Origin of the sequence: Pandoraea aquatica, assembly GCF_902459565.1 — a bacterium.
Taxonomy (GTDB): domain Bacteria; phylum Pseudomonadota; class Gammaproteobacteria; order Burkholderiales; family Burkholderiaceae; genus Pandoraea; species Pandoraea aquatica.
The window spans coordinates 953,048-977,970 of sequence record NZ_CABPSN010000002.1 but is presented as its reverse complement, the minus strand read 5'-3'; the positions used below and the strand labels follow the sequence as shown (position 1 = coordinate 977,970).

General features: G+C 62.4%; 25 protein-coding genes. 9 read left to right on the top strand and 16 right to left on the bottom strand.

All coding sequences use genetic code 11. The features are described 5' to 3' along the window. Positions 1 to 112 precede the first annotated feature (112 nt). Positions 113 to 724, bottom strand: a complete 612-nt coding sequence (locus PAQ31011_RS09970; protein ID WP_150575636.1) for a YqaA family protein — start codon at positions 722 to 724, stop codon at positions 113 to 115. A 153-nt stretch (positions 725 to 877) separates the two neighbouring features. On the opposite strand from PAQ31011_RS09970, the gene PAQ31011_RS09965 reads away from it, so the two are divergent. The 4 genes from PAQ31011_RS09965 (at position 878) to queF (ending at position 4,983) form a co-directional block, all read left to right on the top strand. Beyond that, a complete protein-coding gene (locus tag PAQ31011_RS09965; RefSeq protein WP_150575635.1) occupies positions 878 to 1,498 on the top strand; it encodes a nucleotidyltransferase family protein in 621 nt (206 codons plus the stop codon). A gap of 121 nt (positions 1,499 to 1,619) precedes the next feature. Beyond that, on the top strand, positions 1,620 to 3,149 hold the full coding sequence (gene ilvA, locus PAQ31011_RS09960; RefSeq protein WP_150575634.1) for a threonine ammonia-lyase, biosynthetic: 1,530 nt from the start codon (positions 1,620 to 1,622) through the stop codon (positions 3,147 to 3,149). Between the two features lie 48 nt (positions 3,150 to 3,197). Beyond that, on the top strand, positions 3,198 to 4,169 hold the full coding sequence (locus PAQ31011_RS09955) for a 5'-nucleotidase (RefSeq protein ID WP_150575633.1): 972 nt from the start codon (positions 3,198 to 3,200) through the stop codon (positions 4,167 to 4,169). Further along, positions 4,156 to 4,983, top strand: a complete 828-nt coding sequence (queF, locus tag PAQ31011_RS09950; protein ID WP_150575632.1) for an NADPH-dependent 7-cyano-7-deazaguanine reductase QueF — start codon at positions 4,156 to 4,158, stop codon at positions 4,981 to 4,983. Before PAQ31011_RS09955 ends, queF begins: the two co-directional genes overlap by 14 nt. 15 nt (positions 4,984 to 4,998) lie before the next feature. Here the strand turns inward: queF and PAQ31011_RS09945 are convergent, their stop codons facing one another. The 5 genes from PAQ31011_RS09945 to PAQ31011_RS09925 form a co-directional block, all read right to left on the bottom strand. Further along, the gene (locus PAQ31011_RS09945) at positions 4,999 to 5,514 is read right to left on the bottom strand and encodes a tetratricopeptide repeat protein (RefSeq protein ID WP_246179499.1); all 516 of its coding nucleotides are present in this window, start codon (positions 5,512 to 5,514) and stop codon (positions 4,999 to 5,001) included. Continuing rightward, positions 5,507 to 5,983, bottom strand: coding sequence for a hypothetical protein (locus PAQ31011_RS09940; protein WP_150575630.1), 477 nt, complete (start codon positions 5,981 to 5,983; stop codon positions 5,507 to 5,509). Before PAQ31011_RS09940 ends, PAQ31011_RS09945 begins: the two co-directional genes overlap by 8 nt. 199 nt (positions 5,984 to 6,182) lie before the next feature. Beyond that, positions 6,183 to 6,569, bottom strand: a complete 387-nt coding sequence (locus PAQ31011_RS09935; protein ID WP_044457733.1) for a RidA family protein — start codon at positions 6,567 to 6,569, stop codon at positions 6,183 to 6,185. Positions 6,570 to 6,627: 58 nt separating this feature from the next. Beyond that, entirely contained in the window at positions 6,628 to 8,136 is a 1,509-nt protein-coding gene (locus PAQ31011_RS09930) for an N-acyl-D-amino-acid deacylase family protein (RefSeq protein ID WP_246179462.1), read from the bottom strand. A gap of 1 nt (position 8,137) precedes the next feature. Further along, positions 8,138 to 9,019, bottom strand: coding sequence for a MurR/RpiR family transcriptional regulator (locus PAQ31011_RS09925; RefSeq protein WP_150575629.1), 882 nt, complete (start codon positions 9,017 to 9,019; stop codon positions 8,138 to 8,140). Positions 9,020 to 9,160: 141 nt separating this feature from the next. Between PAQ31011_RS09925 and PAQ31011_RS09920 the strand changes: the two genes are divergently transcribed. Further along, positions 9,161 to 10,432, top strand: coding sequence for an amino acid deaminase (locus PAQ31011_RS09920; RefSeq protein WP_150575628.1), 1,272 nt, complete (start codon positions 9,161 to 9,163; stop codon positions 10,430 to 10,432). A gap of 95 nt (positions 10,433 to 10,527) precedes the next feature. On the opposite strand, the gene PAQ31011_RS09915 is transcribed toward PAQ31011_RS09920, so the two are convergent. After that, positions 10,528 to 11,043 (bottom strand): MarR family winged helix-turn-helix transcriptional regulator, encoded by a 516-nt coding sequence (locus PAQ31011_RS09915; RefSeq protein WP_150575627.1) that lies wholly within the window; start codon positions 11,041 to 11,043, stop codon positions 10,528 to 10,530. Positions 11,044 to 11,047: 4 nt separating this feature from the next. Next, positions 11,048 to 12,643, bottom strand: coding sequence for an MDR family MFS transporter (locus PAQ31011_RS09910; protein WP_150575626.1), 1,596 nt, complete (start codon positions 12,641 to 12,643; stop codon positions 11,048 to 11,050). Positions 12,644 to 12,713: 70 nt separating this feature from the next. On the opposite strand from PAQ31011_RS09910, the gene PAQ31011_RS09905 reads away from it, so the two are divergent. Beyond that, complete coding sequence (locus PAQ31011_RS09905; protein WP_246179461.1) at positions 12,714 to 14,333, top strand: methylenetetrahydrofolate reductase C-terminal domain-containing protein; 1,620 nt, start codon at positions 12,714 to 12,716, stop codon at positions 14,331 to 14,333. A 12-nt stretch (positions 14,334 to 14,345) separates the two neighbouring features. Here the strand turns inward: PAQ31011_RS09905 and PAQ31011_RS09900 are convergent, their stop codons facing one another. From PAQ31011_RS09900 to PAQ31011_RS09870, 7 genes are all read right to left on the bottom strand, one after another. Next, a complete protein-coding gene (locus tag PAQ31011_RS09900) occupies positions 14,346 to 14,855 on the bottom strand; it encodes a flavin reductase family protein (RefSeq protein WP_150575625.1) in 510 nt (169 codons plus the stop codon). Positions 14,856 to 14,975: 120 nt separating this feature from the next. Next, positions 14,976 to 16,004, bottom strand: a complete 1,029-nt coding sequence (locus PAQ31011_RS09895) for a methionine synthase (RefSeq protein ID WP_174990045.1) — start codon at positions 16,002 to 16,004, stop codon at positions 14,976 to 14,978. A gap of 27 nt (positions 16,005 to 16,031) precedes the next feature. Beyond that, positions 16,032 to 17,015 (bottom strand): DUF1852 domain-containing protein, encoded by a 984-nt coding sequence (locus PAQ31011_RS09890; RefSeq protein WP_150575623.1) that lies wholly within the window; start codon positions 17,013 to 17,015, stop codon positions 16,032 to 16,034. Positions 17,016 to 17,048: 33 nt separating this feature from the next. Further along, a complete protein-coding gene (locus tag PAQ31011_RS09885; RefSeq protein WP_150575622.1) occupies positions 17,049 to 17,720 on the bottom strand; it encodes an epoxyqueuosine reductase QueH in 672 nt (223 codons plus the stop codon). A 135-nt stretch (positions 17,721 to 17,855) separates the two neighbouring features. Beyond that, positions 17,856 to 18,746, bottom strand: coding sequence for a LysR family transcriptional regulator (locus PAQ31011_RS09880; RefSeq protein ID WP_150575621.1), 891 nt, complete (start codon positions 18,744 to 18,746; stop codon positions 17,856 to 17,858). 87 nt (positions 18,747 to 18,833) lie between these two features. Next, positions 18,834 to 19,580, bottom strand: coding sequence for an anti-sigma factor (locus PAQ31011_RS09875; RefSeq protein WP_150575620.1), 747 nt, complete (start codon positions 19,578 to 19,580; stop codon positions 18,834 to 18,836). Then, on the bottom strand, positions 19,577 to 20,119 hold the full coding sequence (locus PAQ31011_RS09870) for a sigma-70 family RNA polymerase sigma factor (protein ID WP_150575619.1): 543 nt from the start codon (positions 20,117 to 20,119) through the stop codon (positions 19,577 to 19,579). The genes PAQ31011_RS09875 and PAQ31011_RS09870 overlap by 4 nt, the downstream gene beginning before the upstream one ends. 423 nt (positions 20,120 to 20,542) lie before the next feature. Here PAQ31011_RS09870 and PAQ31011_RS09865 point away from each other — a divergent pair, with 423 nt between their 5' ends. From PAQ31011_RS09865 to PAQ31011_RS09855, 3 genes are all read left to right on the top strand, one after another. Beyond that, the gene (locus tag PAQ31011_RS09865; RefSeq protein ID WP_246179498.1) at positions 20,543 to 21,058 is read left to right on the top strand and encodes a fasciclin domain-containing protein; all 516 of its coding nucleotides are present in this window, start codon (positions 20,543 to 20,545) and stop codon (positions 21,056 to 21,058) included. A gap of 190 nt (positions 21,059 to 21,248) precedes the next feature. Beyond that, entirely contained in the window at positions 21,249 to 21,752 is a 504-nt protein-coding gene (locus PAQ31011_RS09860) for a GNAT family N-acetyltransferase (RefSeq protein WP_217424850.1), read from the top strand. A 420-nt stretch (positions 21,753 to 22,172) separates the two neighbouring features. Next, a complete protein-coding gene (locus PAQ31011_RS09855; protein WP_150575841.1) occupies positions 22,173 to 23,660 on the top strand; it encodes an amino acid permease in 1,488 nt (495 codons plus the stop codon). Between the two features lie 93 nt (positions 23,661 to 23,753). Here PAQ31011_RS09855 and PAQ31011_RS09850 read toward each other — a convergent pair whose 3' ends face one another. Then, the gene (locus tag PAQ31011_RS09850; protein ID WP_150575616.1) at positions 23,754 to 24,884 is read right to left on the bottom strand and encodes an aminotransferase class V-fold PLP-dependent enzyme; all 1,131 of its coding nucleotides are present in this window, start codon (positions 24,882 to 24,884) and stop codon (positions 23,754 to 23,756) included. Positions 24,885 to 24,923 lie beyond the last annotated feature (39 nt).

Sequence of the window (24,923 nt, the reverse complement as noted above, 5' to 3'; positions counted from 1 at the left end):
CGGGGCCCCTTTCTGAACCGAGTTGGGTCTATGTCTGAGGGGCGGAAAGGGGCTCCGGTCCGGCCTCCGGACTTCGTGAGAACCGCAATTGTGAGAACCGCGAGTCAGAACGTCACCCGATAAGCAGATGCTTAAAGGGCGCGAAGATGCCTTGCCAGAAGGATTCGGGCACACGCAGCATCAGATAGGTGATGGCGATGTAGCGGAGTGTCTTGCCGACGGCGATGTAGACGAGGCATGAGCGCCATGAGAGCCGGAGCCATCCGGCGAGGGTGCAAAGCGGGTCGCCAACGACCGGCAGCCACGAGAGCAGAAGCAGCGGCGGTCCGAAGCGGCGCATCCAGCGGGTGTAGCGCTCGTTCATGGGCGCTTTGCCATCCGCGTCAACTTTGCCTGCCTTCCCCTGCGGCACATCGACATTAACGGCGACACCACAGGCCGCCGCCCGCGCATGCGCGCGCCGACGCGCCTTGAGCCGCACGAATGCGCGACGCGCCGCGAACCCCATCCACCAGTCCAGCATGCCGCCGAGCGTATTGCCCACGCTGGCCACAACGATGGCGGCCCAGAACATATGCGGATTGAGCGCCACATAGCCGAAGAGCGCGGGTTCCGAGCCCATCGGCAGCAGTGTGGCGGAGAGAAACGACACGAGAAAAATGGCGGGCAAGCCCACGCCGGGTAGCGCCAACACGCCCAGCAGCCAGGTGATAAACGACTCCATGCAGCTCCGCAGAAAGCAAAATCCGACCGAAAAACACCGCATTGACACCGCATCTCCGCCGTCCCCAACCGACCAGACGGTCGGCCAACGACACAGCGAATGCGTGCACACGCGTTTGGCAGAAACAAAAAGTCTGGCGCATAATGCGTGACCATGACCCGACCCTCGACGCCGCCCGTGGCCATTCTACTGGCAGGCGGACTCGGTACCCGCTTCGACGCGGCGGGGCGCCGGAACAAGCTGCTCGCGCCGCTGCCCGGAGATCCCCTGAACCGACCCGTTGCCCTCGCCAGCGCCCACGCGCTGCTGGCGGTATTGCCGCGCGTGATCGCGGTGGTGCGACCGGACTCGGCCGAGCTGGAGAACGTGCTGTTGCAGGCGGGTTGTGAAGTTGTCATGAGCCACGCCACCAAGCGCGGCATGGGTGCGACGCTCGCGGCCGGCATCAATGCCGCCACCGACGAAGATCCGCCCCCGGGGCTCGAGCATCTCGACGGTTGGCTCGTCGCGCTGGCCGACATGCCCTACATCCACCCGAATACCCTGCGCGCGATTGCGAACGGCCTCACGTCGCCCGAAGCCATCGTCGCCCCGAGTTATCAGGGACAGCGCGGCCATCCTGTCGCGTTCGGTTCCGCCTATACCTCACGCCTTGCCGCCCTCGATGGCGACATCGGCGCGCGCGACCTGTTGATTAGCGAGCACATTACGATCGTCGATGTCGACGACGCCGGAATCGTGCGCGACATCGACACCCCAGACGACCTACGCTAGGGCGCGCACTCCCCTTTCCTGCTTTTCCCCGAAAGACCAAGCGCGACCGCCCCGGCGGAAGTGCTGGTCTATCATTGTCCTTTTGTTCCTTGATGTGCCTAACCTGAAGAAGCCCTAAATCATGTCTGACGCAGCTCCTGACTACCTGAAGAAGATCCTGACCGCCAAAGTCTACGACGTCGCCTTTGAGAGCGAACTCGAACCGGCTCGCACGCTTTCCATGCGGCTGCACAATCGAATTTATCTCAAGCGCGAAGACAACCAGACGGTGTTCTCCTTCAAGATTCGGGGCGCGTACAACAAGATGGCCAACCTCAGCGAGGCCGAGCGCGAGCGCGGCGTGCTGACCGCCTCCGCCGGGAACCACGCGCAGGGCGTTGCGTACTCGGCCGCGCGTCTGGGCTGCAAGGCCGTCATCGTCATGCCGGTCACCACGCCGCAGGTCAAGATCGACGCCGTGAAAACCCACGGCGGACGCGCCGTCGAAGTCGTGCTCGCCGGCGACTCGTATAGCGACGCCTACGCCCACGCCATGACGCTGCAAGCCGAGCGCGGCCTGACCTTCGTGCCGCCGTTCGACGACCCCGACGTCATCGCCGGTCAGGGCACCATCGGCATGGAAATCCTGCGCCAGCATCAAGGCCCCCTGCATGCCATCTTCGTGCCCATCGGTGGCGGCGGACTGGCCGCTGGTGTCGCCGCGTACGTCAAAGCCGTGCGTCCGGAGATCAAAGTCATCGGCGTGCAATCGGTCGACTCCGACGCCATGGCGCAATCCATCCACGCGGGCGAGCGGGTTCTGTTGAACGACGTCGGCCTCTTTGCTGACGGCACCGCCGTCAAGTACGTGGGCGAAGAAACCTTCCGCCTATGCAGCGAATATCTCGACGAAGTCGTGCGTGTCGACACCGACCAGCTCTGCGCCGCCATCAAGGATGTGTTCCAGGACACGCGCAGCGTGCTGGAGCCGTCCGGCGCGCTGTCCGTGGCGGGCGCGAAGCTGTACGCCGAGCGTGAGAAGCTCAAGGGCGAAACACTCGTCGCGATCACCTCGGGCGCGAACATGAACTTCGACCGCCTGCGTTTCGTCGCCGAGCGCGCCGAAGTCGGTGAAGCACGCGAAGCCGTGTTCGCCGTCACCATTCCGGAGGCGCGCGGCAGCTTCAAGCGCTTCACCGAAGTGGTGGGCAGCCGCAATGTGACCGAGTTCAACTACCGAATTAGTGAAGCGTCCAGCGCCCACATCTTCGTGGGTATCCAGATGCATAACCGCGACGAAGGCGAGCGTATCAAGGCCGGTTTCGAGCGCCACGGCTTCCCGACGCTCGATCTGTCCAACGACGAACTCTCCAAGCAGCACATCCGCTACATGGTGGGTGGCCGTTCGGCGCTGGCGAGCCACGAAGTGCTGTATCGCTTCGAGTTTCCGGAGCGTCCGGGCGCGCTGATGAAGTTCCTCTCGGCCATGAGCCCGAACTGGAACATCAGCCTGTTCCATTACCGGAATCAGGGCGCGGACTACAGCAACATCCTCGTGGGGATTCAGGTCCCGACCGACGAGAAGGCCGCCTTCCGCGACTTCCTCGCAACGCTCGGCTATCCTTACTGGGACGAAAGCGACAACCCCGTGTACAAGCTGTTTCTCGGGTAAGTCGCAACGTCTTCAATCATCGACACACGACAGGAAATCGCCGCCGCCATGCCCATCACGCTCGAGAACAAACTCGTTGTCGCGATCTCGTCGCGCGCGCTGTTCGACTTCGAAGAAGAGAACCGCGTGTTCGATGCTGGCGTAGCGAGCGGCGACGATCAGTCGTACATGCAGTATCAGCTCGACCGCCTCGACACGCCGGCACCGGCAGGCGTCGCTTTCCCGCTCGTGCAGAAACTGCTCGCGTTCAATCAGGGGAGCGATACCAGCGGAGCGAACGGCGCCAGCGGTGCCGGTGACACGAAAGACAAGCATCGCGTGGAAGTCGTGGTGCTCTCGCGCAACGATCCCGTGAGCGGCATGCGCGTGTTCCGCTCGGCACGACAACTCGATCTCAAGATCGAGCGCGGCGTGTTCACGCGCGGACGCGACCCGTTCGGCTATCTCAACGCGCTGGGGGCACATCTGTTCCTGTCGGCGAACGAGCGCGACGTGCGCGGTGCCCTTGCCGCCGGTTTTCCGGCCGCACGCGTGTACCCGGACTCTGCGAAGAAAGCCGAATTGCATCCCGACGAAATCCGCATCGCTTTCGACGGCGACGCGGTGCTCTTCTCCGACGAGGCCGAGCAGGTCTTCCAGCGCAACGGCCTCGACGCCTTTCAGCAGCACGAAATCGAGCGCGCCGCCACGCCGTTGCCGCCCGGCCCGTTCAAGCCGCTGCTGCTCGCGCTGCACCGTTTGCAAACCCTCGCAGGCCACGAAGTGCCGGTCAAAATCCGCACCGCGCTCGTCACAGCGCGTTCGGCCCCGGCGCACGAACGTGCCATCCGCACGCTGATGGACTGGAAAATCGACATCGACGAGGCGATGTTCCTGGGCGGGCTGGACAAAGGCGCATTCCTGCGCGAGTTCGAGCCCGATTTCTTCTTCGACGATCAGACTCGCCACTGCGAATCGGCGGCCCGCGTCTCTCCGACCGGTCACGTCATCAGTGGCATCGCCAATCATGACCACGCCTGAACAATCTTCGCTCGGCAAGGAAGTTGCCTACACCGAGCAGTACGACCCGTCCCAACTCTTCCCGATCGCCCGTGCGCCCGCGCGTGCGGAAATCGGCGTGCCCGACACCCTGCCGTTCTTCGGCGCGGACATCTGGAACGGCTACGAACTCTCGTGGCTCAACGAGAAGGGCAAGCCGCAAATCGCGCTGCTGACCGCCATGGTGCCGGCCGACTCGCCGTTCATCATCGAGTCGAAGTCGTTCAAGCTGTATCTCGGCTCGTTCGCGCAGACGAAGCTCGCAAATGTGGACGCTGCGCGCGCCCTCATCCAGCAAGACCTGTCGGAAGCGGCAGGCGCACCGGTGCAAGTGAAGCTCGTGGAGCCGAGCGGTTTTGCCAAGCTCGAACTCGACGAACTCGACGGTCTGCTCGTCGACCGGCTCGACATCGATACCGACATCTACGTGCCGGATGCATCGCTGCTTACCGCCGCGTTCGACGAAGCGCCCGTGGACGAAACGCTCGTGTCCAACCTGCTCAAATCGAACTGCCCGGTCACCGGCCAGCCCGACTGGGGCAGCTTGCAGATCCGCTACGTCGGCCCGCCGATCAAGCAGGAAGGCTTGCTCAAGTACGTGATTTCGTACCGGCGTCACACCGGCTTTCACGAGCAATGCGTGGAAGGGATCTTCATGGACATCATGCGCCAGTGCAAGCCGACCCAGTTGGCTGTCTACGCCCGTTACACGCGACGCGGTGGCCTCGACATCAACCCGTTCCGTACCAACTTCACGTTGCCGATGCCGGACAACGCACGCACGGCACGTCAGTAAGCGAAAGCTGGGCTGTCATCCGAGATAGCCCAACTTCGCGATCAGTTTCAGCGCGACGTTTCTGACGTTGGCGTATCTCGGCTCACCGCCGCAACGCGCCATCGTCTGCTTCAACGCTTGGCTCGCGGCGTCGAACTGCCGCAGTTCGATCAGACACTCCCCCACGCGATACATCGGTCCGGGCGCGTCCTGGTCCATGAGCGCCGCCGCCATGAACAGCGGCAGCGCCGCCTCGGGCTCGCCCTGACGTTGCATCGATAGCGCGAGCGCCACCGCGTAGTCCGCTTCGAGCGGACACGCAGACAGCAGCGGCGCAAAACACTCGATAGCCTGCACAAAGTCGCCGCGCTCAAACGCCCCGTAGCCACAGCGATAGACGGCGTCGCACTGCGCGGCGTCCCATTCGCCGGGACGCGGCAAGTCCATCGCCTCGCGTTGCGCTTCGGCGTCGCGCACCGCCGCCAACGCCTCATCGATCTTCCCCGCTACGGAGGTCGACGAGAGCGCGTGTCCCGACGGATCGTCAAACATAGTCACGAGGCCGCACATCCCGCGCGGCTTCGAATTGCACACGCGTGCTGAGCGTCGTCATCTCCCGTCCGGCGTCACGCTGCTTCTTCATGCACCGGCAGATCTGCGCGAGACCGAACGTCACGGCAATCGACGACAGCACCGCCATCCCGCCGCCAACGCCTACCGCGATCCACTGGCCCTGCCTCGTGGCGTCCGACGCGTCGTCCGCCAGGGAGGCTTCAAGGCAGTAGTACGCGCCGGACGCAAGCCCCAGCATGCCGAGCACCGTAATGGCCACGCCGGTCAGTCCATCCGACAGTCCGCCGTGCTGCAACCGGCTCATGGTCTGCGAGCGCAAGCGGACGTCGTCCGGCGTCACAGGGAAGTCGATCGAGATGCGAGCGTCGTCGGCAGACTCGATAATCGCCCGATATGTGGGTGCAACCTGTGCGCTCGGCCCGGCTCCTTCGCTAAATCCAGCTCTCACATTGACCTCCTTTCGGGATAGGAGGCTGAAGCTTGCGCGCTTCCGGGACAACCGACCATCGAAGGCAAACCGCAGACTTTGCGAAACGGTAACGTCCGTATCGGTCAACCGGAAGGCACAGCGTTGGCAACGTCGAAATGAAAAAAGCCGACGATGATCGTCGGCTTTCTCCTGATGCGCGCAGTTAAGCGCAGGCGTCTTACGCCGCCGGCTTCTTGTACGCCACGCAGTCCACTTCCACCTTGCAGTCGATGACCATGCTCGACACGACGCAAGCGCGTGCGGGCGGGTGGTCGCCGAAGTACTCCTTAAACACCTTGTTGAACGACGCGAAGTCGCGCGGGTCGTCCAGCCACACGCCGATGCGCATGACGTGCTCGGTGCCGTAACCGGCTTCGGTCAGAATCGCGATCATGTTCTGGATCGCCTGATGCGACTGGGCGACGATGCCCCCGTCGATCACTTCACCGTCTTTCATCGGGGTCTGCCCCGAGACGAACAGAAAGCCGTCGGCTTCGGTCGCTCGCGCAAAGGGCATGCGCTGGCCGCCAGTGCCCTGCCCGCCTTCCACGCCATATCGTTTGATGCTCATCATCGCTCCTTTCAACGAATCGTTTTCAACAACGCCGGTTCATCACAACAGTTCACAGCACCGGCTGCGGCGTGCCGCGACGCACGAAGCGTCCGGCGCGCGCGTTCTGCGTCGGTGCGCGGTCTTGCCACGAAAGCACACCGTTGACCCACACCGCCGAAATGCCATAGGCGGGTTGCATCGGATCGGTAAACGTCGCGGCGTCGGCCACGGTCGCCGGATCGAACAACACCAGATCGGCCCAATACCCTTCGCGCACGAATCCGCGCTCGCTCAGACCGAAACGCTCGGCGGAAAGCCCCGTCATCTTGTGGACGGCTTCCGCCAGCGGGAACAGTGCCTGCTCGCGGCTGTAGCGTCCCAGCACTCGGGGGAACGCGCCCCACAGACGCGGGTGCGGCAGCGGGTCGTTGGGCAGACCGTCCGAGCCGACGACCGTCGCCGGGTGACGCAAGATGCGGCGAACGTCGTCTTCTTCCATGCAGTGATACACGGCACCGGCCGGTTGCAGACGCTTCGCCGCTTCCATCAGATCGACGCCCCAGTCGGCGGCAATCGTCGCGAGCAGCTTGCCGCCCTGATCGGGATGCGGCTGCGACCAGGTGACGAGAATGTCGAAGTCGTCGGTGACCTGCTTGAGATCGAGCGTCGACGAACTCGCCGTGTACGGATAGCAGTCGCAGCCGACCGGCTGAAAGCGCTGTGCCTTGTCGAGTGCTTCGAGAATTTCGGTGCTGCGCCCCCAGTTGTCGACGCCCGCGCACTTCAGATGCGAGACGACCACCGGCACGCGCGCATGACGTCCGATGCGGAAGGCTTCATCGAGTGCCTCAAGAATCTCGGCGAACTCGGTACGCAAGTGCGTCGCATAAAGGCCGCCCGCTTCCGCCAGCGGTTCGGCCAGCGCGAGGACTTCCTCCGTCGGTGCCGCATTGGCGTTCGCGTAAGCCAGCCCCGTCGACAACCCCAGCGCACCGTTAGCCAGCGCCTCGCGCAATTGCGCGCGCATGCCTTCGATTTCGGCTTCGGTTGCGGGCCGGTCGAGACGATCCATATGGTTGTTGCGCAGCGCCGTGTGGCCGATAAGCGCCGCCACATTGATCGACGGTTGCGCCTTTTCCAGCGCCTCGACATACGCGGCGAACGTCGGGTATTGGAACGCGTTAGCCTCGCCCAGCAGATTCATCGGATCGGGCGGATCGCCCTTGAGCGTAACCGGCGAGGCGCTGATGCCGCAGTTGCCCACGACCACCGTCGTCACGCCCTGCGACAGCTTCGGCGTCATTTCCGGCGCGCGCACAACGTTGGTGTCGTCGTGCGTATGGACGTCGATGAAGCCGGGACTCAGCACGTTGCCATTGCCTGCGACGACTTGCGTCGCCTGCCAGCCCGAGCGCTCGCCCGCTGGCGTAATCGCGTGGATGCGGCCATCGCGCAAAGCCACGTCGAAGCGATCGTCCGTCATGGGGGTGCCGGAGCCGTCCGCCAGACGAACGTCGGTGATCAGCGTATCGACCGTGCGATCGGCAAGATTTCCGCTGCGATCCATGATGTCAGTCATGTCAGTCTCCCAGAGGCTGACGATCGCCGCCGCCCCGATGTGTGTCGAGCACATATTTGATTCGTCGCAACAGCGCCTGACTCTGCGGCTTGGCGAGCAACGCCAGTTCCGTAGCCAGCACGTCCATGGCAAGCAGCATCGCGTAACGCGACGACGACGGTTTAAAAATGAAATCGGTTTCCAGCGCGCGGATCGGCAACACCTCGTCGGCGAGCGCCGCGAGCGGCGAGCCGGTCGCCGTGACGGCCACGACCTGCGCGCCGTATTCGCGCGCAATCTCGCAGGCGGACAGCAGCTCCGGCGTGTGGCCGCTTACCGAGAAGGCGAGTACGACGTCGTCACGACCGAGCGTTCCCGCGACCATGCGCGCAAGCACGGCATCCTGATAGCTCGCGACCGGGCGGCCCAGACGCACGAGTCGGTAGCGCGCCTCGTCCGCCAGCAGCGACGACCCGCCGCCCATCCCGAACGCGTACACCATGCGCGCCGAGAGCAGTCGCGTGGCGGCACGTCGCACGGTATCGGGCTTGATCAATCCGCGATGCACCTGCAACGTCGTCTGAATATCGTCGGCAATCCGGTCGATGGTCTCGCCGCCGCCATCCTGCCCGTTGGCCGCGCTCGCGCCAAGAAAGCGCTGGCCGACGACCGCAGCCTGCGCCAGTCGCAACTTGAGGTCGCGCACGTCGCGGCAGCCCATCGCCTTGGCGAAGCGGGTCACGCTCGCCTCGCTCACGCCCGCGCGCTCGGCAAGCACGTTGATCGACGCCGCGGCGGCACCCGCCACGTCTTCCAGTACGACCTGTGCGACTTTGCGTTCCGCCTGACTCAGCGCGTCGCTGCGTTCTGCAACGCGGGTCACGATATCGAAGGTTTCGGCCATATATCCGGTCTAAGCGGCGTCCCAAGGGTCGGACGCTCAATATTTGTTACTTTATAACAAAACTGTCAAACACTGGTAATTAAACGCTATTATAGGAGCCATCCAGCGGCTTTCAGCGCACAGACATGAGGAGAAATGGGAATGAGTGATACAAACTATCAACACGGCATGATCGATACCCTCAACAAGGGTCTGGGTGCGCTGGACGCGCCGCTCGCCCCGTCAGCCGCGACCGGTCTGGGTTGGAATCTGCTGAACGAAGACCTGAGCCTGCCCACGGCGGTGCTCTATGAAGACAAGATTCGTCACAACCTCGCGTGGATGCAGCGTTTCGTGCATGAGTACGGCGTGAAGCTCGCCCCGCACGGCAAGACGACGATGGCTCCGAAGCTGTTCCGTCGTCAATTGGACGGCGGCGCATGGGGCATCACGCTCGCCACGGCACAGCAGACGTACGCGGCCTATCACCACGGCGTGCGCCGCGTGCTCATGGCGAACCAGCTCGTCGGCAAACGCAACATGACGATGATTGCCGACCTGCTGAAGGATCCCGACTTCGAATACTTCTGTCTGGTGGATTCCGCCGCTGCGGTGGTCCATCTAGGCGAGTTCTTTCGCGCGCGCGGCCAGACGATTCAGGTATTGATCGAACTCGGCGTGACGGGTGGCCGCACGGGTGTGCGCGACGCAGCGCAACAGCAGGCTGTACTCGATGCGCTCACGCAATATCACGACGCCGTCAAACTCGCGGGCGTGGAAGTGTACGAGGGCGTGCTGAGCACGGAAGCCGACATCCGCGCTTTCCTGCAACGCGCGGTGGGCATCACGCGCGAACTGGTCGCAGCGGGTCGCGTCGAGCGCAACCCGGCGGTGCTCTCGGGTGCGGGGTCGGCATGGTACGACGTGGTCGCGGACGAGTTCGCACACAAGGACGTGGGCGCGCCGCTGGACGTAGTACTGCGTCCCGGCTGCTATCTCACGCACGACGTGGGCATCTACAAAGCGGCACAGGCACAGATCGCGACGCGCAATCCCATCGCGAAGCAGATGCGCTCGCAACTGCAACCGGCGCTGCAACTGTGGGCGTACGTGCAATCGATTCCTGAGCCCGAGCGCGCCATCATTGCGCTGGGCAAGCGCGACGCCGCGTTCGATGCGGGCATGCCGGAACCGGCGCAGCAGTTCCGTCCGGGTGAGAGCAAGTCACCGAAGGCGACGCCCGAGCACTGGGAAGTCACCGGCATGATGGATCAGCACGCCTATCTGCGCATCGCCCCGGGCGACGACATCCGCGTGGGCGACATGATTGCGTTCGACATCTCGCACCCGTGCCTGACGTTCGACAAGTGGCGTCATCTGCCGGTCGTCGACGGTGATTACAACGTCGTGGAGATCGTGCAGACGTTCTTCTGATCGTCGTCACTGCTCATCTTCAACGTCGCAAAGAAAAAGCCGCTTCGAATCCGAAGCGGCTTTTTTTGTGGCCGACGTCCACCGAGGCGAGCGATCTATGAGGCGTTTTTGGTGGCTCGCTTCCGCGCAGGCGTGGTGTCCTTGGCGTTCGGTGCAGCAGGTGCGGCAGCGCCCGATTTCGCTCGCGACGCCACCGACTTGAACTGCGCCTCCAGATGCACGAGCGCGCTCTCCAGCGTGGCGATCTCGTCGGGCGTCATGCCTTCGAGCGTGTCGTCGAAGAAGGCCTGACGGCGCGGCGTTGCCTCGTCGTGCACGGCCATGCCCGCGTCCGTCAGCGTCACATTCGTCAGACGATTGTCGTCCGGGTCGGTTGCGCGCGACAGCCAGCCGAGCGCTTCCATCGACTGAAGCTGACGCGTGAGCGAGGCCGGATCGAGTCGGCAATGCTCCGCGAGAAACTTCTGCGAGCAAGTACCGCGTTCGGCCAGCGAAAGAATGATGCGCCAGCGCGGCAGCGGATGCCCGACCTGCGCGTCGAAGGCGAGCATCATCGCGCGGTACGTCAGACTCAGTTGCTGAATGACGTTACGTTTCAAAGCCGTCGGCATCGCGTCACTCCCCTGCTGGCGGCTGCGGTTTCGCGCCGCGCGTCAGACGAATGAGCGGCACGCGCCGCACAAACCACAACCCGGCAAGCGCCGCCGCGAGCGACACCATCTGCCCGCTGTGAATGGCAGCAACGAGCGACGTGCGCGCCGATTCGATAAACAGCGCGCCGTTCTGGCCCATGTGCGCGAGCGTCATCAGAAAATCGCTCTGTGCCGTGGCATTCACGAGGATCTGCGGATCGGAGAGTTGCGACGTGAAACGCGTGCCTTCGTTGGCCGCCAGCGCGTCGGTGACGCGCGCCGTATAGCTGTGATTTACCAGCGTGCCGACGATGGCCGTGCCGAGCATCCCGCCGATCATGCGCAGCGATTGCATCAGCGCGGTGGCGATCCCGAGGTGCGCACGTCCTGCGACTTCCTGTGCGAAGACCGTCAGGTTCGGCATCACGAAGCCGAGGCCCAGCCCGGCAAGGAACATGTACGCGGCGATCAGCAGATGCGAGGTGCCGCGATGCGTGGTGATGATGCCCGCGCAGGCCAGTGCAAGCAGCAGGAAGCCGCCGTACAACATCACGTTCGGATTGGGCAGACGGGTGATCAGACGACCGTTCACGATGCTGCCCACGGTGATACACACGACCAGCGGCGTGATGAGCAGACCGGTTTCACGCGGCGAGAGTCCGAACCCGCCTTGCAGCAGCAGCGGCGCGTAGAACAGCAACCCGAACATCGAGAATCCGGCAAAGACGGACAGCACGAACAGCGGCGCGAGCGATTTGTCGCGGAACATCTCGAACGGCAGAATCGGATGCGAGGTGCGTTGCTCCCACCGATAGAGCGCGAACGACGAGACGACCAGCACGACAGCCAGCGTCACCACGCCGCGCGAGAGACCGTCGGCAGGCAGCCATTCGACGAGCATCTGCAAACTGCCGAGCGCTGCGGTGATGAGCACCGCGCCGAGCCAGTCGATGCTGGCCTTGCTGTGTTCTTCGGCGCGCATTTGCGGCAGGTGGCGTCCGATGAACCAGATGCCGAGCAAACCGACGGGCAGATTGACGTAGAAGACCGAGCGCCAACCGTAGGCTTCGGTGAGGAAACCGCCCAGCGACGGCCCGATGGCGTTCGCAATGCCGAAGGCGGAACTGAGCATGACCTGCCAGCGCAGACGCACGTGAGGATCGGGGAACAGTTCCGGCACACACGCGAACGCGGTGCCGACGAGCATGCCGCCGCCGATGCCCTGCAAGGCGCGGGCGAAAACGAGGAACGGCATGCTGTTGGCCGCACCGCAGAGAACCGACGCTGCGGTGAAGACGATGATCGCCGCCATGACGAATCGCTTGCGGCCATAGAAATCGCCGAGGCGTCCGAAGATGGGGACGGTGATGACGGAGGTGAGGAGATACGACGTTGCGACCCACGCGTAGTACTCGAACCCCTTGAGTTCCGCGACGATGGTCGGCAGTGCTGTCCCGACCACAGTCTGGTCGAGCGCCACCATCATCGTGCAGAAACAAAGGCCGAGCATCGCCACGAGCGACTGCCGGAAGGGCAACACCTGCCCCGCCGAGTGCGGGGTGCTAGGACTGGGAGCCATTTTTGGATGGATCAATGTTTGATCAGTCAACGATTCTAGCACGTTTGGTGCGTAGGGGATTCGAGCACGGGTGATCACGACGGCTTGCGGCTGGACGCACGTCCCCCGCCCGCGCTATTGTTCTGCTTCCGCGCCGCCGATTCGCTGGCCGGCCATCCTTGCTGTCGTTGCTCTACCCCGTCGCCCAACGACGGCGGCCACGACATTCCTCCGATTCACAAGGTATCGAGCTGTCTTGAGTGCATTGAAACAGGCGCTGAACGAAGGCCATTTCGTCTGCGTGCTAGAGGTCGTTCCTCAACAATCCCCTTCACGTTTGGCTTCCCTTGCGCAGATCCTGCAACGCGGGCATCTGGCGGGCTGGCCGCTGCTGCCCGCCTTCGCCGATCGCGTTGGCCTGCACTCGGACCTGAGTCCTCTGGAAGGCGCGGACGCGTCAGGCAACCCGGCCTCATCGCTACTGCATTTCTCCGGCAAGGATCGTGAGCGCGCAGACCTGATTCGTCACATCGCGTCGATGAAGGCTCAGGGGCTGAATCAATTGCTGTTGCTCAGCGGGGACCGCCTGCCGGGCCACCATCCCGGTCAGAAACCAGTGCGCTATCTGGAGTCGGTGCCCGCGTTGCAAATCGCCCGCGAGCAATGCCCCGACTGGTTGCTGGGCGCAGCGTTGAATCCCTTCAAATATCGCGAAGAAGAAGGCGGTGCGCAGTACCTTAAGGCGCAGAAGAAGCTGCTCGCGGGTGCCGATTTCTTCACCCTGCAACTGGGTTTCGATGCCGCCAAGCATCGGGAAGCGCAGACATGGATGGCAGCTCAGCCCATCAGCCGACGCATGATGGCCTGCGTGATGCGACTGACCGAAAAGCGCGCGGCCGTTCTGCAGAACGTGCCCGGCATCGTCGTCACCGACTCCATGCGTGAGCTACTGAGCAAGGAGCGAGAGGTGTCGCCGGACTACGCCAGCGCGCGAACCCTCGAACGCATGGCATTACAGATCGTCGGCCTGCAATGGATGGGGTATGCCGGGGTGCACGTGTCCGGTGTGCACACGCTGGATGAGCTGCTTGCGTTGGAGCAAGCGATCACCGTTCAGCGCGACAGCGTGACCTCACTGGCCGATTGGCATGAACGGTGGCATGCAAGCTGGCAGATGCCGGGGGCGTCGCCGGTTTGCTTTGCGCCGGACACCGACGCGTGGGAGATGGGGCAGTCAAACGTCGTCGCGACCCGCAGCGAGCGGCTGCGATACACGCTGCTCTCGTCCGTGCATGAACAGTTCTTCAACCGCACGGGATGGCTTGGCAAAGCGTTCGGCTGGACCGTGTCGCAGCCACTCTGGAAGTCAGGCGTCGCAGCGCGAGCCCTTCATGCAGTCGAACGAACGCTGAAACGGCCGCTGGTCGGCTGCGATACCTGCGGACACTGCCGCTTGCAGGACACCCTCTACGTATGCCCCGAGACGTGCCCGAAAGGCCTGGCAAACGGCCCCTGTGGCGGCACCCGGCTCAATCGTTGCGAGTTTGGCGACCGCGAGTGTGTCCACAGCGTCAAATACCGGATCGCCAAGTCAGTCGATCAATTGCCCGTGCTCGCGCACACACTCATTCCCAACATCGAAGCAGGCAACCGGCACCGAAGCTCGTGGCCCGAATGGTTCGCGGTCGTCGACTCGACACCGGAAAAATAATCGCGCCCTCGCTCACACCCCGTTGTGATCGGCGATGTTGCGATACTGCCCTTTGAAATACAGCAACGGCTGATTCGCCGCAGCGTTCTGTGCGTCTAACGCTTTGACTTCACCGATCACAATCATGTGATCGCCTGCGGCGTGCTCCGCGTAGATTTCGCAATCCAGCCAGTGAAGACTGCCCGGAATGATGGGATTGCCCAGCGGCGAAATCTGCCAGTCGACGCCACGCCATTTGTCCGTGCCTCGCCGGGCGAACTGGTTGGAAATGTCCGCTTGCGCTCCCGAGAGGATGTTGACGGCGAAGCGTCCCGCCTGACGGATCTTGGGATAACTGGCCGACGTAGCCATGACGCTGAACGACACCAGCGGCGGATTCGTCGACACGCTGTAGAACGACTGACAGGTGAAGCCTAGCGGCTCGTCGTCGATGTGCGACGTAATGATCGTGATACCGGAGGCGTAGTGCCCGAGCGCTTCGCGAAAGCGCAGTGGCTCGATGGCCGGACTGGGAAGTGACATAGCTGGGGGAAATACCGGGGGCAATTCAACTGGCACAAACCAACCCGTCCGTCGTGCACCCGATCCTTTCAGATCGGCCACAACGTCTTACGGGCTGGCTTGCGCCGGATGGCTCAGAACTTAGTTCGACAGTTCTCGACGCACGATTTCCGCGCCGGCACTCAGTGCAGCCAGCTTGCCGCGTGCCACCGAACGGGGCAGCGGTGCCATACCGCAGTTGGTGCACGGGAAGAGCTTGTCGGCATCGACAAACTTCAACGCCTTGCGCAGCGTGCTGGCGACCTCTTCCGGCGTTTCAATGGTTTCGGACGCTACGTCGATGGCTCCGACCATCACCTTCTTGCCGCGAATGAGTTCGATCAGATCGATGGGCACATGCGAGTTGTGGCATTCCAGCGAGATCATGTCGATGCTGGATTTTTGCAGCTTCGGGAAGGCTTCTTCGTATTGACGCCATTCCGAACCCAGCGACTTCTTCCAGTCCGTATTGGCCTTGATGCCATAGCCGTAGCAAATGTGAACGGCCGTTTCGCACTTCAGGCCTTCAATGGCGCGCTCCAGCGTCGCCACGCCCCATTCGTTGACTTCGTCGAAGAAGACGTTGAAAGCCGGCTCGTCGAATTGAATGATGTCGACGCCTGCCGCTTCCAGTTCCCTCGCTTCCTCATTGAGGATCTTTGCGAATTCCCAGGCCAGCTTTTCACGGCTCTTGTAATGATCGTCGTACAGCGTGTCGATCATCGTCATCGGGCCGGGCAGCGCCCACTTGATCGGTTGCTTAGTTTGCGCGCGCAGGAACTTCGCGTCTTCGACGAACACCGGCTTTTGGCGGGCGACAGCACCCACGACTGTCGGCACGCTCGCGTCGTAGCGGTCACGAATTCGCACGGTCTGACGATTGTTGAAATCGACGCCGTCGAGGTGTTCGATAAACGTCGTCACGAAATGCTGACGCGTTTGCTCGCCGTCGCTGACGATATCGATGCCCGCGTGTTGTTGCTCTTGCAGAGACAAACGCAGCGCATCTTGCTTGCCCTGCACCAATTCTTCACCTTCCAGCTTCCACGGCGACCAGAGTTTCTCGGGTTCTGCGAGCCAGGACGGTTTCGGCAAACTACCAGCAGTCGAAGTCGGCAACAATTTTTTCACGATGAATGACCTTGCGTTTTAAGTGAGTCAATGAGCGTAATTAGCGGACCACTGATCAAGCGTTGCGCGGTAGGGTTTGACGAAGTGTTCCTCAACAAACTTTCCCTGCTCGATAGCCAGACGGCTACGTTCTTCTCGATCGTAGACAATGCGAGTCAGCGAGTAATCCTGATGCTTCAGACTCGGCTGATAGGATTCCCCGGCGGCGGAATTCGCGTTGTAAATCTCGGGGCGATAGATCTTCTGGAACGTGTCCATCGTGCTGATGGTGCTGATCAGTTCGAGATCCGTGTAATCGCCCAGCAAGTCGCCGGAGAAATAGAAAGCCAAAGGCGCGACGCTATTGCGCGGCATGAAATAGCGAACTCGCAAGCCCATCTTCGCGAAGTATTCGTCGGTGAGCGAATACTCGTCCTGCAAGTATTCGGTGCCCAGCACAGGGTGCACATTGGCCGTCCGACGATAGGTACGCGTGCTCGATACGCTCAGGCAAATGACAGGCTGCTTGTTGAAGTTGGCCTTGTAAGCGTCCGAACTCACGAACGCCCTGAACAACTTGCCATGCAGGTCGCCGAAATTCTCCGGCGTGCCGAACTTCGGCTGATCCTTGTTATGCGCCAGCAGGAGCACGCTGAAGTCGTAATCGCGCACGTACGACGAGAAGTTGTTCCCCGCCATGCCGTCGATCAGCACGTTGTTCTTCTTGTCGAAGATGCTGGTTTTCAGTATTTCGATCAGCGGCAGCGCGCTTCCATGACTCTCACCGCCAATGCTCATTTCGACGGAAATGATGTCGAGCTTGACGGTGTAACGGTCGCCCTTCGGATTGTCCCAATGCGCCAGCGCATTGAAACGGTTGTCGATCATCTGGAGGGTGTTGCGCAGGTTTTCCTGACGGCTGCTGCCACGCGCCAAATTGGCGAAGTTGGTCGTGATGCGCGTATTGTCCGACGGACGATAGTCCTCGTCGAAACTAATGCGCTTGATGGCGAATGTGAAATCTTGGCTCATGATGATCTGACGCTCTGATTCTGAAATTGGAACTTACTTGCCCTGTTCTGCGGTGTCGTCACCGTAGAACGTCACGCCGAGCTGAATGCGCTCACGACCGTTTTCCACACGATGCTTATTCGTGTCGCGCAGCGAATAGACGCAGCCGCAATACTCTTGCTGATAGAAGTTCTCGCGCTTGCTGATCTCGATCATGCGGGCGGACCCGCCGCCTTTGCGCCAGTTGTATTCCCAGTACAGCATGTCGGGATAGTGAGACGCGGCACGCACGCCGCAATCGTTGATCTGCTGCATGTTCTTCCAGCGCGAGATCCCGAGCGAACTCGTGATGACCGGAAAGCCATGTTCATGGGCGTACAGCGCGGTGCGCTCGAAGCGCATGTCGAAGCACATCGTGCAACGCACGCCGCGCTCCGGTTCGTGCTCCATGCCTTTGGCACGTTCGAACCAGTTATCGCGGTCGTAATCGGCGTCGACGAACGGAATCCCGAACTTCTCGGCAAAACGGATGTTCTCGTTCTTGCGAAGTTCGTATTCCTTGAGCGGATGGATATTCGGGTTGTAGAAGAAGATCGTGAAGTCGATGCCGGAAGCCTGAATGGCTTCCATGACTTCACCGGAGCACGGCGCGCAGCATGAGTGCAGCAGCACCTTCTTGTGCCCGCCGGGTAATGCCAATGGCTTGCGTTCGGCTGCGGACGCCATGAGAAGCTCCATGAATAACGCCCGCTTACGTCGGACTAAGAGCTTCGGATTATGGTGCCCACCCCACCATTATGAAAATCGATAAATTCTCATATTTCCATGAATACCGTTCATACAGAACGCTACAACGAGGCGTCAGGCCTTGGCGGGCTTCTTCGCCTGCTCGATAAAGGCGCGCAGGTAATCGGTACCCATATCGGCCTCGCGCGCGCCCAGATAGATGTGTTTGGCGATGCCGTTCTTCCCCAGCCGAACGGGCACGACATCCATCTTGTCCGCGTACTCCAGCACCAGCCAGCGGGGTAGCGCCGCCACGCCCCGGCCGCTCGCGACCATCTGCATCATGATGTCGGTCGTCTCGATAGGCTTATGACGCCGAGGTGTGATGCCCGCCGGCGTGAGGAACATGTTGTAGATATCCAGACGGTCGACCGGCACCGGATAAGCCACCAGCACCTCGTTGGTCAGTTGCTTGGGCTTGATGTATTCCTCTTTGGCCAGCGCATGGTTGCTGGCAACGACCAGCACCTGTTCGTAATCGAACACCGGCTCGAAGACGAGCCCGGGCTTGTTTAGCGGATCGGGCGTGACCAGCAGGTCGATCTCGTAACCGAACAGCGCGCCGATGCCCCCGAACTGGAATTTCTGTTTGACGTCGACATCGACGTCCGGCCAAGCGGCCAGATAGGGCGACACGACCTTGAGCAGCCACTGGTAGCAAGGGTGGCACTCCATGCCGATGCGCAGCGCGCCCCGCTCACCCTGCGCGAACTGCTGCAAGCGTTCTTCGGCCAGATCCAGTTGCGGCAAGACCCGGTTGGCCACGGCCAGCAAGTATTGACCGGCCTGCGTCAGACGCAGGCTTCGGCCTTCGCGCAACCAGATGTTGGTGCCCAACTGCTGCTCCAACTTCTTCATGCTGTGGCTGAGCGCCGACTGCGTTACGTGCAGCACACCTGCGGCGGCGGTCAGCGACCCCTGCTTTTCCACCTCCTGAACGATGGACAAATGGATACGGTCAAGCATGATGGATGAGCAAAATTCATATTTCGTTGCGATGCCGGGATTTTACGTCATAGAACACCGCGCTTGCCATGCGCTCCACCACAGCGATCAAGCCGGATGAAGCGCCCCCGTCGCGATGACAGGGCCGGTCGGTTGCCCGGTGGGCGATCCCCCAGGCGGTTCGAGGGAGACGGCGAGGACAGCGGCGGTACCGCGCAGCGCGTCGGCCGTCGTGCGAGACAGCGGGATCGTCACCGTTTGTGCGGGATCGAAAACGCCGAGCGGGACGGGTTTGGCATCCCCCTGCACTAGCCACAACTCCGTCACCTTGTCTGCGGCAATCGTGGGATGGGTTGCGGGGACAATGAGCAACTGATCCTGTTGCGACGCGATGGTCGCAGTCCAATGTGCAACGCCATCCTGCCGCGCGATGGTTGCGACGCGATAGTTGAGCGAGACGGATGGCGTCGGCGCGCCACCCGGCAAGGCGAACTTGAGCGCCACGGCAAGCAGCACCAGCGCCGCAACGCTCGCACCGATGCCCAGCCATCGCCACAGTGGCAGAGAGTCCCAGAGCTCAACCGGCGGCGCATGTGGCATCGCACGGGTTGTTGCACCCGGTTGCGTCGACCGGATCGCCTGCTCGACACGCTGCCACACTCGATCTGGTGGCGCTTCGTGCGGCAAGTCTTCGGTCAGCGGCGTCAGACGATCCTGCCAGAACGTCAGTTGCGCCTGTAATGCCGGATTCGCCAATGCCTCCCGCTCCAGCGCCAGACGTTCGTCCGCCTCCATCACGCCGAGCACGTGCTCGGCGCAACGCAGATCGTCGTCGGAATGCGCGGGCGTGTTCATGGCTCAAGACACCGTTTTAGCTGCATTAGGCTGCGACGTATCCAGCTCTTCACGGTGCCGAGCGGGACGGCAAGGCGCTCCGCAAGCTCGCTGTATGCCAGCCCGCTGAAAAATGCCTCGCACACGGCATTGCGTTGTTGTGGCGGAAGAAGTTGCAGACAGTGTTCCAGCCGACGCCGTGCTTCGCTGGCCTCCGCCATCCGCAACGGCGAGGGGGTCTCGGCGGGGATATTGAGAGCGTGGTCCTCGTCTAGCGACGCTTCGCGAGACTGCCGCAGGCGGTCGATCACGCGGTTGCGAGCCAGCGTAATCAGCCAGGTCATCGCCGTGCCACGGGTGGCATCGAATGCCGAAGCTCGCCGCCACACGTTGACGTAGACGTCCTGCAGCAGATCCTCGGCTTCCGCACGGTCGGACACCATGCGCAGGATCACGCCGAAGATCCGTGCAGACGTCTTTCGATAGAGCGCGGCGAACGCCTCGCGATCTTCGTTCGCGACGGCGCTCAGCAGCGCGCCTAGCTCCTCGCGCGCAGCCATGCGTGCCGCGTCCGCAGGCGGTTGTGCAGATGCTGAGCGTGGCTGATCTTCGTTTTCCCGGGACTCGTTCATGCGTGTAAGGCACTCGCGAAAATCACTACGGTGGAGTTCAGCGGAATATAGCACCTTCGCCTCCCGTCGGGAGATGCCTCGACAATTCAGCCATTCGCGCGACGAGCGGGGAACGGCGTACCTGTCCACACATACGAGCGGGGAGCCCGCGCGGATGCACCGCGCCCGCTATTCTCCCTGTCCTCTCCACGACAAGCGCATCTTTTTGCGCCTTCGCATCCGACGACGAAGTCGACTCGTATTTGTCGTTGCTTCCGCTTCGCGAAGCGCTATAGAACGGGTGAAGACATGAGAACGCAACGATTTGGTGGATTTCTGCTGGTACTTCTCGCCGCCGGTTACTTCCCGGGCATGCACGCCACAGCGGCGTCGATGGACGGCAGCGAGAAGACCGTCATGGTGGGCGGGGCGGCGATGTACCCATCGAAGAACATCGTCGAAAACGCCGTGAACTCGAAGGACCACACAACACTGGTCGCGGCCGTGAAGGCAGGCGGTCTCGTCGACACGCTGTCCGGGCCGGGGCCGTTCACCGTCTTCGCGCCGACCAACGAGGCCTTTGCCGCGCTTCCCGCCGGCACCGTCGACACGCTGCTCAAACCGGAGAACAAGCCGACACTGGTCAAGGTGCTGACGTATCACGTCGTCCCCGGCAAGCTGGGCGCACAAGAACTGATGGGCATGGTGAAAAGCGGTGGCGGCAAGGCGATGCTCAAGACCGTGGAAGGCGACTCGCTGACCGTCCAGCAGAGCGGTAATGGTTTGACCGTCACCGATGACAAAGGCAACGTCGCCAAAGTCACCATCGGCGACGTGTTCCAGTCCAACGGCGTGATTCACGTCGTGGACAAGGTGCTGATGCCCTGAACGCTCGATAGGCACACAGGGAAGTGACGACCACAGGCATCGCGCGTGCGCTTGTCGCGCGGTGCCGCATCCGGCGTGAGGCGGTTCCATTTGTTTGGATGACGAAACGAATCGACAAGGAACGCCGACATTCCGAACCTTTCGGACGTTTAAGCGTTGACCTTATACTGCGTCCCCTCCCCCCCAATTGATGCACACCATGGAACCCCTGCTGCAACTGCGCAACGCGCGCCCGGCCGACGTCGACCGCTGCTACGAGATCGAGATCAGCGCGTATGAAGGCGACGAAGCCGCCACGCGCGAGAAAATCGCCACGCGTATCGACCAATACCCCGAAGGCTTTCTTGTTCTGACGCGCGACGAGCAAATCGTCGGTTTCATCAATTCGGGTTGCGCGCACGACGTCGTCATGTCCGACGAAGCGTTCAAGGAATTGGTCGGTCATGACGCGGCCGCGCCCAACGTCGTGATCATGTCCGTCGTGCTCTCCCCGGACGAGCAGGGCAAAGGCTACGCCCGCATGCTGATGACGGCCTTCGTCGAGCGCATGCGCGCGGCCGGTAAGGCAACCATCCACCTGATGTGCAAGGAGCGGCATGTCCCGCTGTACGAGCGCTTCGGGTACACGTACGTCAAACCCTCGCCGTCGGACCATGGCGGCATGGCTTGGCATGAAATGGTGATGACGCTCTGACGTCCACGGCTGGCGGAGACGCCCCCTCCCCGCCAGCGCCGCCGCCTCGCTGCACCGCACCATTCCGTCACGCTCAGCGCCCCAGAGGGCGATTTGTTGCGCCAAAGCGGCAGGCGGTAGCGAAAAGTAGTCCCCGACCGGTCTCCCGCAGTACAATCCCCCCCACTCCGCATTCCCCTCCGTTGGCCGGTTCGGTGATTCCGAGCCGGGCACGCCATTTCCCCGGGACTTCCACAAGACGTCTGATGTCCATACGCCGGGGATGAGCGCAACCTCGTCAGACCCGCGAATGCCTGACGACCCGGGCCGGGGGGGACGCTTTATTCGCACTTGAGGAACAGAACTTTGGCTTCATCGGAACACGACCCGTCCCGCGCTGGCGGCGAGCCGGGCGCATCGGCCCCGGGCGCACCGACCGAATTGCGCCGCTCCCTGTCGGCGCGCCACCTGACGATGATCGCCGTCGGCGGGTCCATCGGCACCGGCCTGTTTGTCGCCTCGGGCGCCACCATCGCGCAGGCGGGCCCCGGCGGGGCGCTGCTCGGTTATGTGCTGATCGGCCTGATGGTCTACTTCCTGATGACCAGTCTGGGCGAGCTGGCCGCCGCCATGCCCGTGTCCGGTTCGTTTTCGACCTATGGCGCGCGCTACGTCGACGAAGGCTTCGGCTTCGCGCTGGGCTGGAACTACTGGTACAACTGGGCCGTTACCGTCGCCGTGGACCTCGTGGCCGCGCAGCTCGTCATGGCGTACTGGTTTCCCGACGTTCCCGGGGTCTACTGGAGCGCCCTCTTCCTCGCCATCACCTTCGGTCTGAATGCGTTATCGGCACGCGGCTTCGGTGAAGCCGAATTCTGGTTCGCGCTCATCAAGGTGATTGCCGTGCTGGCCTTCGTGGTCATGGGCGTGATGATGCTGCTGGGCATCATTCGCGGTGGCGAGACGGGGGGTGTCGCCAACTGGACGATAGGCGACGCGCCCTTCGCGGGCGGTTTCGCGGCGCTCATCGGTGTGGCGATGGTCGTGGGCTTCTCGTTCCAGGGCACCGAACTCATCGGGATCGCAGCGGGCGAGTCCAAGGACCCGGCGCGCAATCTGCCGCGCGCCGTGCGTCAGGTCTTCTGGCGCATTCTGCTGTTCTACGTGGCAGCGATTCTCGTGATCGGCCTGCTGATTCCGTACACCGATCCGCATTTGCTGCGTAATGACGTCACCGATATCAGCGTCAGCCCGTTCGCCCTGATCTTCGAGCGCGCGGGACTGCTGGGTGCGGCCTCGGTCATGAATGCCGTGGTGCTGACCTCCGTGCTCTCGGCGGGCAACTCGGGGATGTACGCTGCAACGCGCATGCTCTATAGCCTCGCGCGCGACGGCAAAGCACCGAAGATCTTCGGCAACATCTCTCGCAACGGCGTGCCGATGTCGGCGCTGCTGGCGACGGCCGCCGTCGCCGCCCTGTGCTTCTTCACGTTCGTGTTCAGCCCCAACGCCGTCTACATCTGGCTGCTCAACACCTCCGGCATGACGGGCTTCATCGCTTGGCTGGGCATTGCCATCAGCCATTACCGCTTCCGTCGCGGGTACGTCCGGCAAGGCCACGATCTGGCCAATCTGCCTTACGTCTCGCCGTTCTTCCCGTTCGGTCCGATCTTCGCCTTCGTGCTGTGCCTGATCATCACGCTGGGCCAGAACTACGAAGCGTTCCTTCAGGACAAGATCGATTGGGGCGGCGTGGTGGCGACGTACATCGGCATTCCGCTTTTCTTGTTGATCTGGGCGGGCTACCGGTTGGTGCGCGGGTCGCATTTCGTGAAGTACCGCGACATGCATTTCCCCCATGGACAAATGGGACAAATGCGCGCCCGCACGGGTTCGACGGATGGGGAATCGGTTGGAGAGACGGCCTGAAAGGCTGACGCTTCAGACGTACATTCGGATGTTCTGCAAGGGCGAGGTTGTTGATCCTCAGCCCGCCCTTGCAGTGATTTACGACTTCACCAATTACTTCAGCACGCTGTCCAGCGCCTTCGCGAATCGATTCACGGCAGCGTCGACATCGTTCAGTTTGTCCAGGCCGAACAGGCCGATACGGAACGTCTTGAAGTCTTCCGGCTCGTCGCATCGCAGCGGCACACCGGCAGCGGTCTGCACACCCACGTCGGCAAACTTCTTCCCTGTGCGAATGCCATCGTCGTCGGTATAGCAGACGACGACGCCCGGTGCTTCGAAGCCTTCCGCCGCCACGCTCTTAAAGCCCTTCTCCGCCAGCAGCGCACGGATGCGTCGGCCGAGTTCGAGCTGTTCGTCGCGGACCTTCTCGAGACCATCGGCTTCGGTTTCCTTGATGACGTCGCGCAGCACGGCCAGGCTGTCGGTCGGCATGGTGGCGTGATAGGCGAAGCCGCCCTTCTCGTACGCTTCCATGATCTGGAGCCACTGGCGAAGATCGCACGCGAAGCTGGTGCTCGTGGTGCTATCGATGCGCTCACGCGCGAGTGCGCCGAGCATCACCAGTGCGCAGCACGGCGATGCGCTCCAGCCCTTCTGCGGAGCGCTGATCAGCACGTCCACGCCGCACGCCTGCATATCGACCCACACCGTCCCCGATGCAATGCAATCAAGCACGAACATACCGCCGACCGAATGCACCGCGTCGGCCACAGCGCGAAGATACGCGTCGGGCAGCATCATGCCGGAGGCCGTCTCAACGTGCGGCGCAAACACCAGATCCGGCTTCTCTGCCTTGATGGCGGCGACCACTTCATCGATCGGTGCGGGGGCAAACGGCGCTTGTCGTCCTTCCTGAACGGGGCGCGCCTTGAGCACCACCGTCTCCGACGGAATGTTGCCCATGTCGAAAATCTGTGACCAGCGGAAGCTGAACCAGCCGTTGCGAATGACCAGACACTTCTTGTTCGTCGCGAACTGACGCGCCACGGCTTCCATACCGAACGTGCCGCTGCCCGGCACAACAACGACCGACGTCGCGTTGTAGACCTTCTTCAGGCCATCGGAAATATCGCGCATCACGCCCTGAAAGCGCTGCGACATATGATTGACGGAACGGTCGGTGTAGACGACCGAGTATTCGAGCAAGCCGTCGCGGTCGACGTCGGGGAGTAATCCTGGCATGTCTGCCTCCGATAATAGTTATGTGAATCGGTCTGGAAC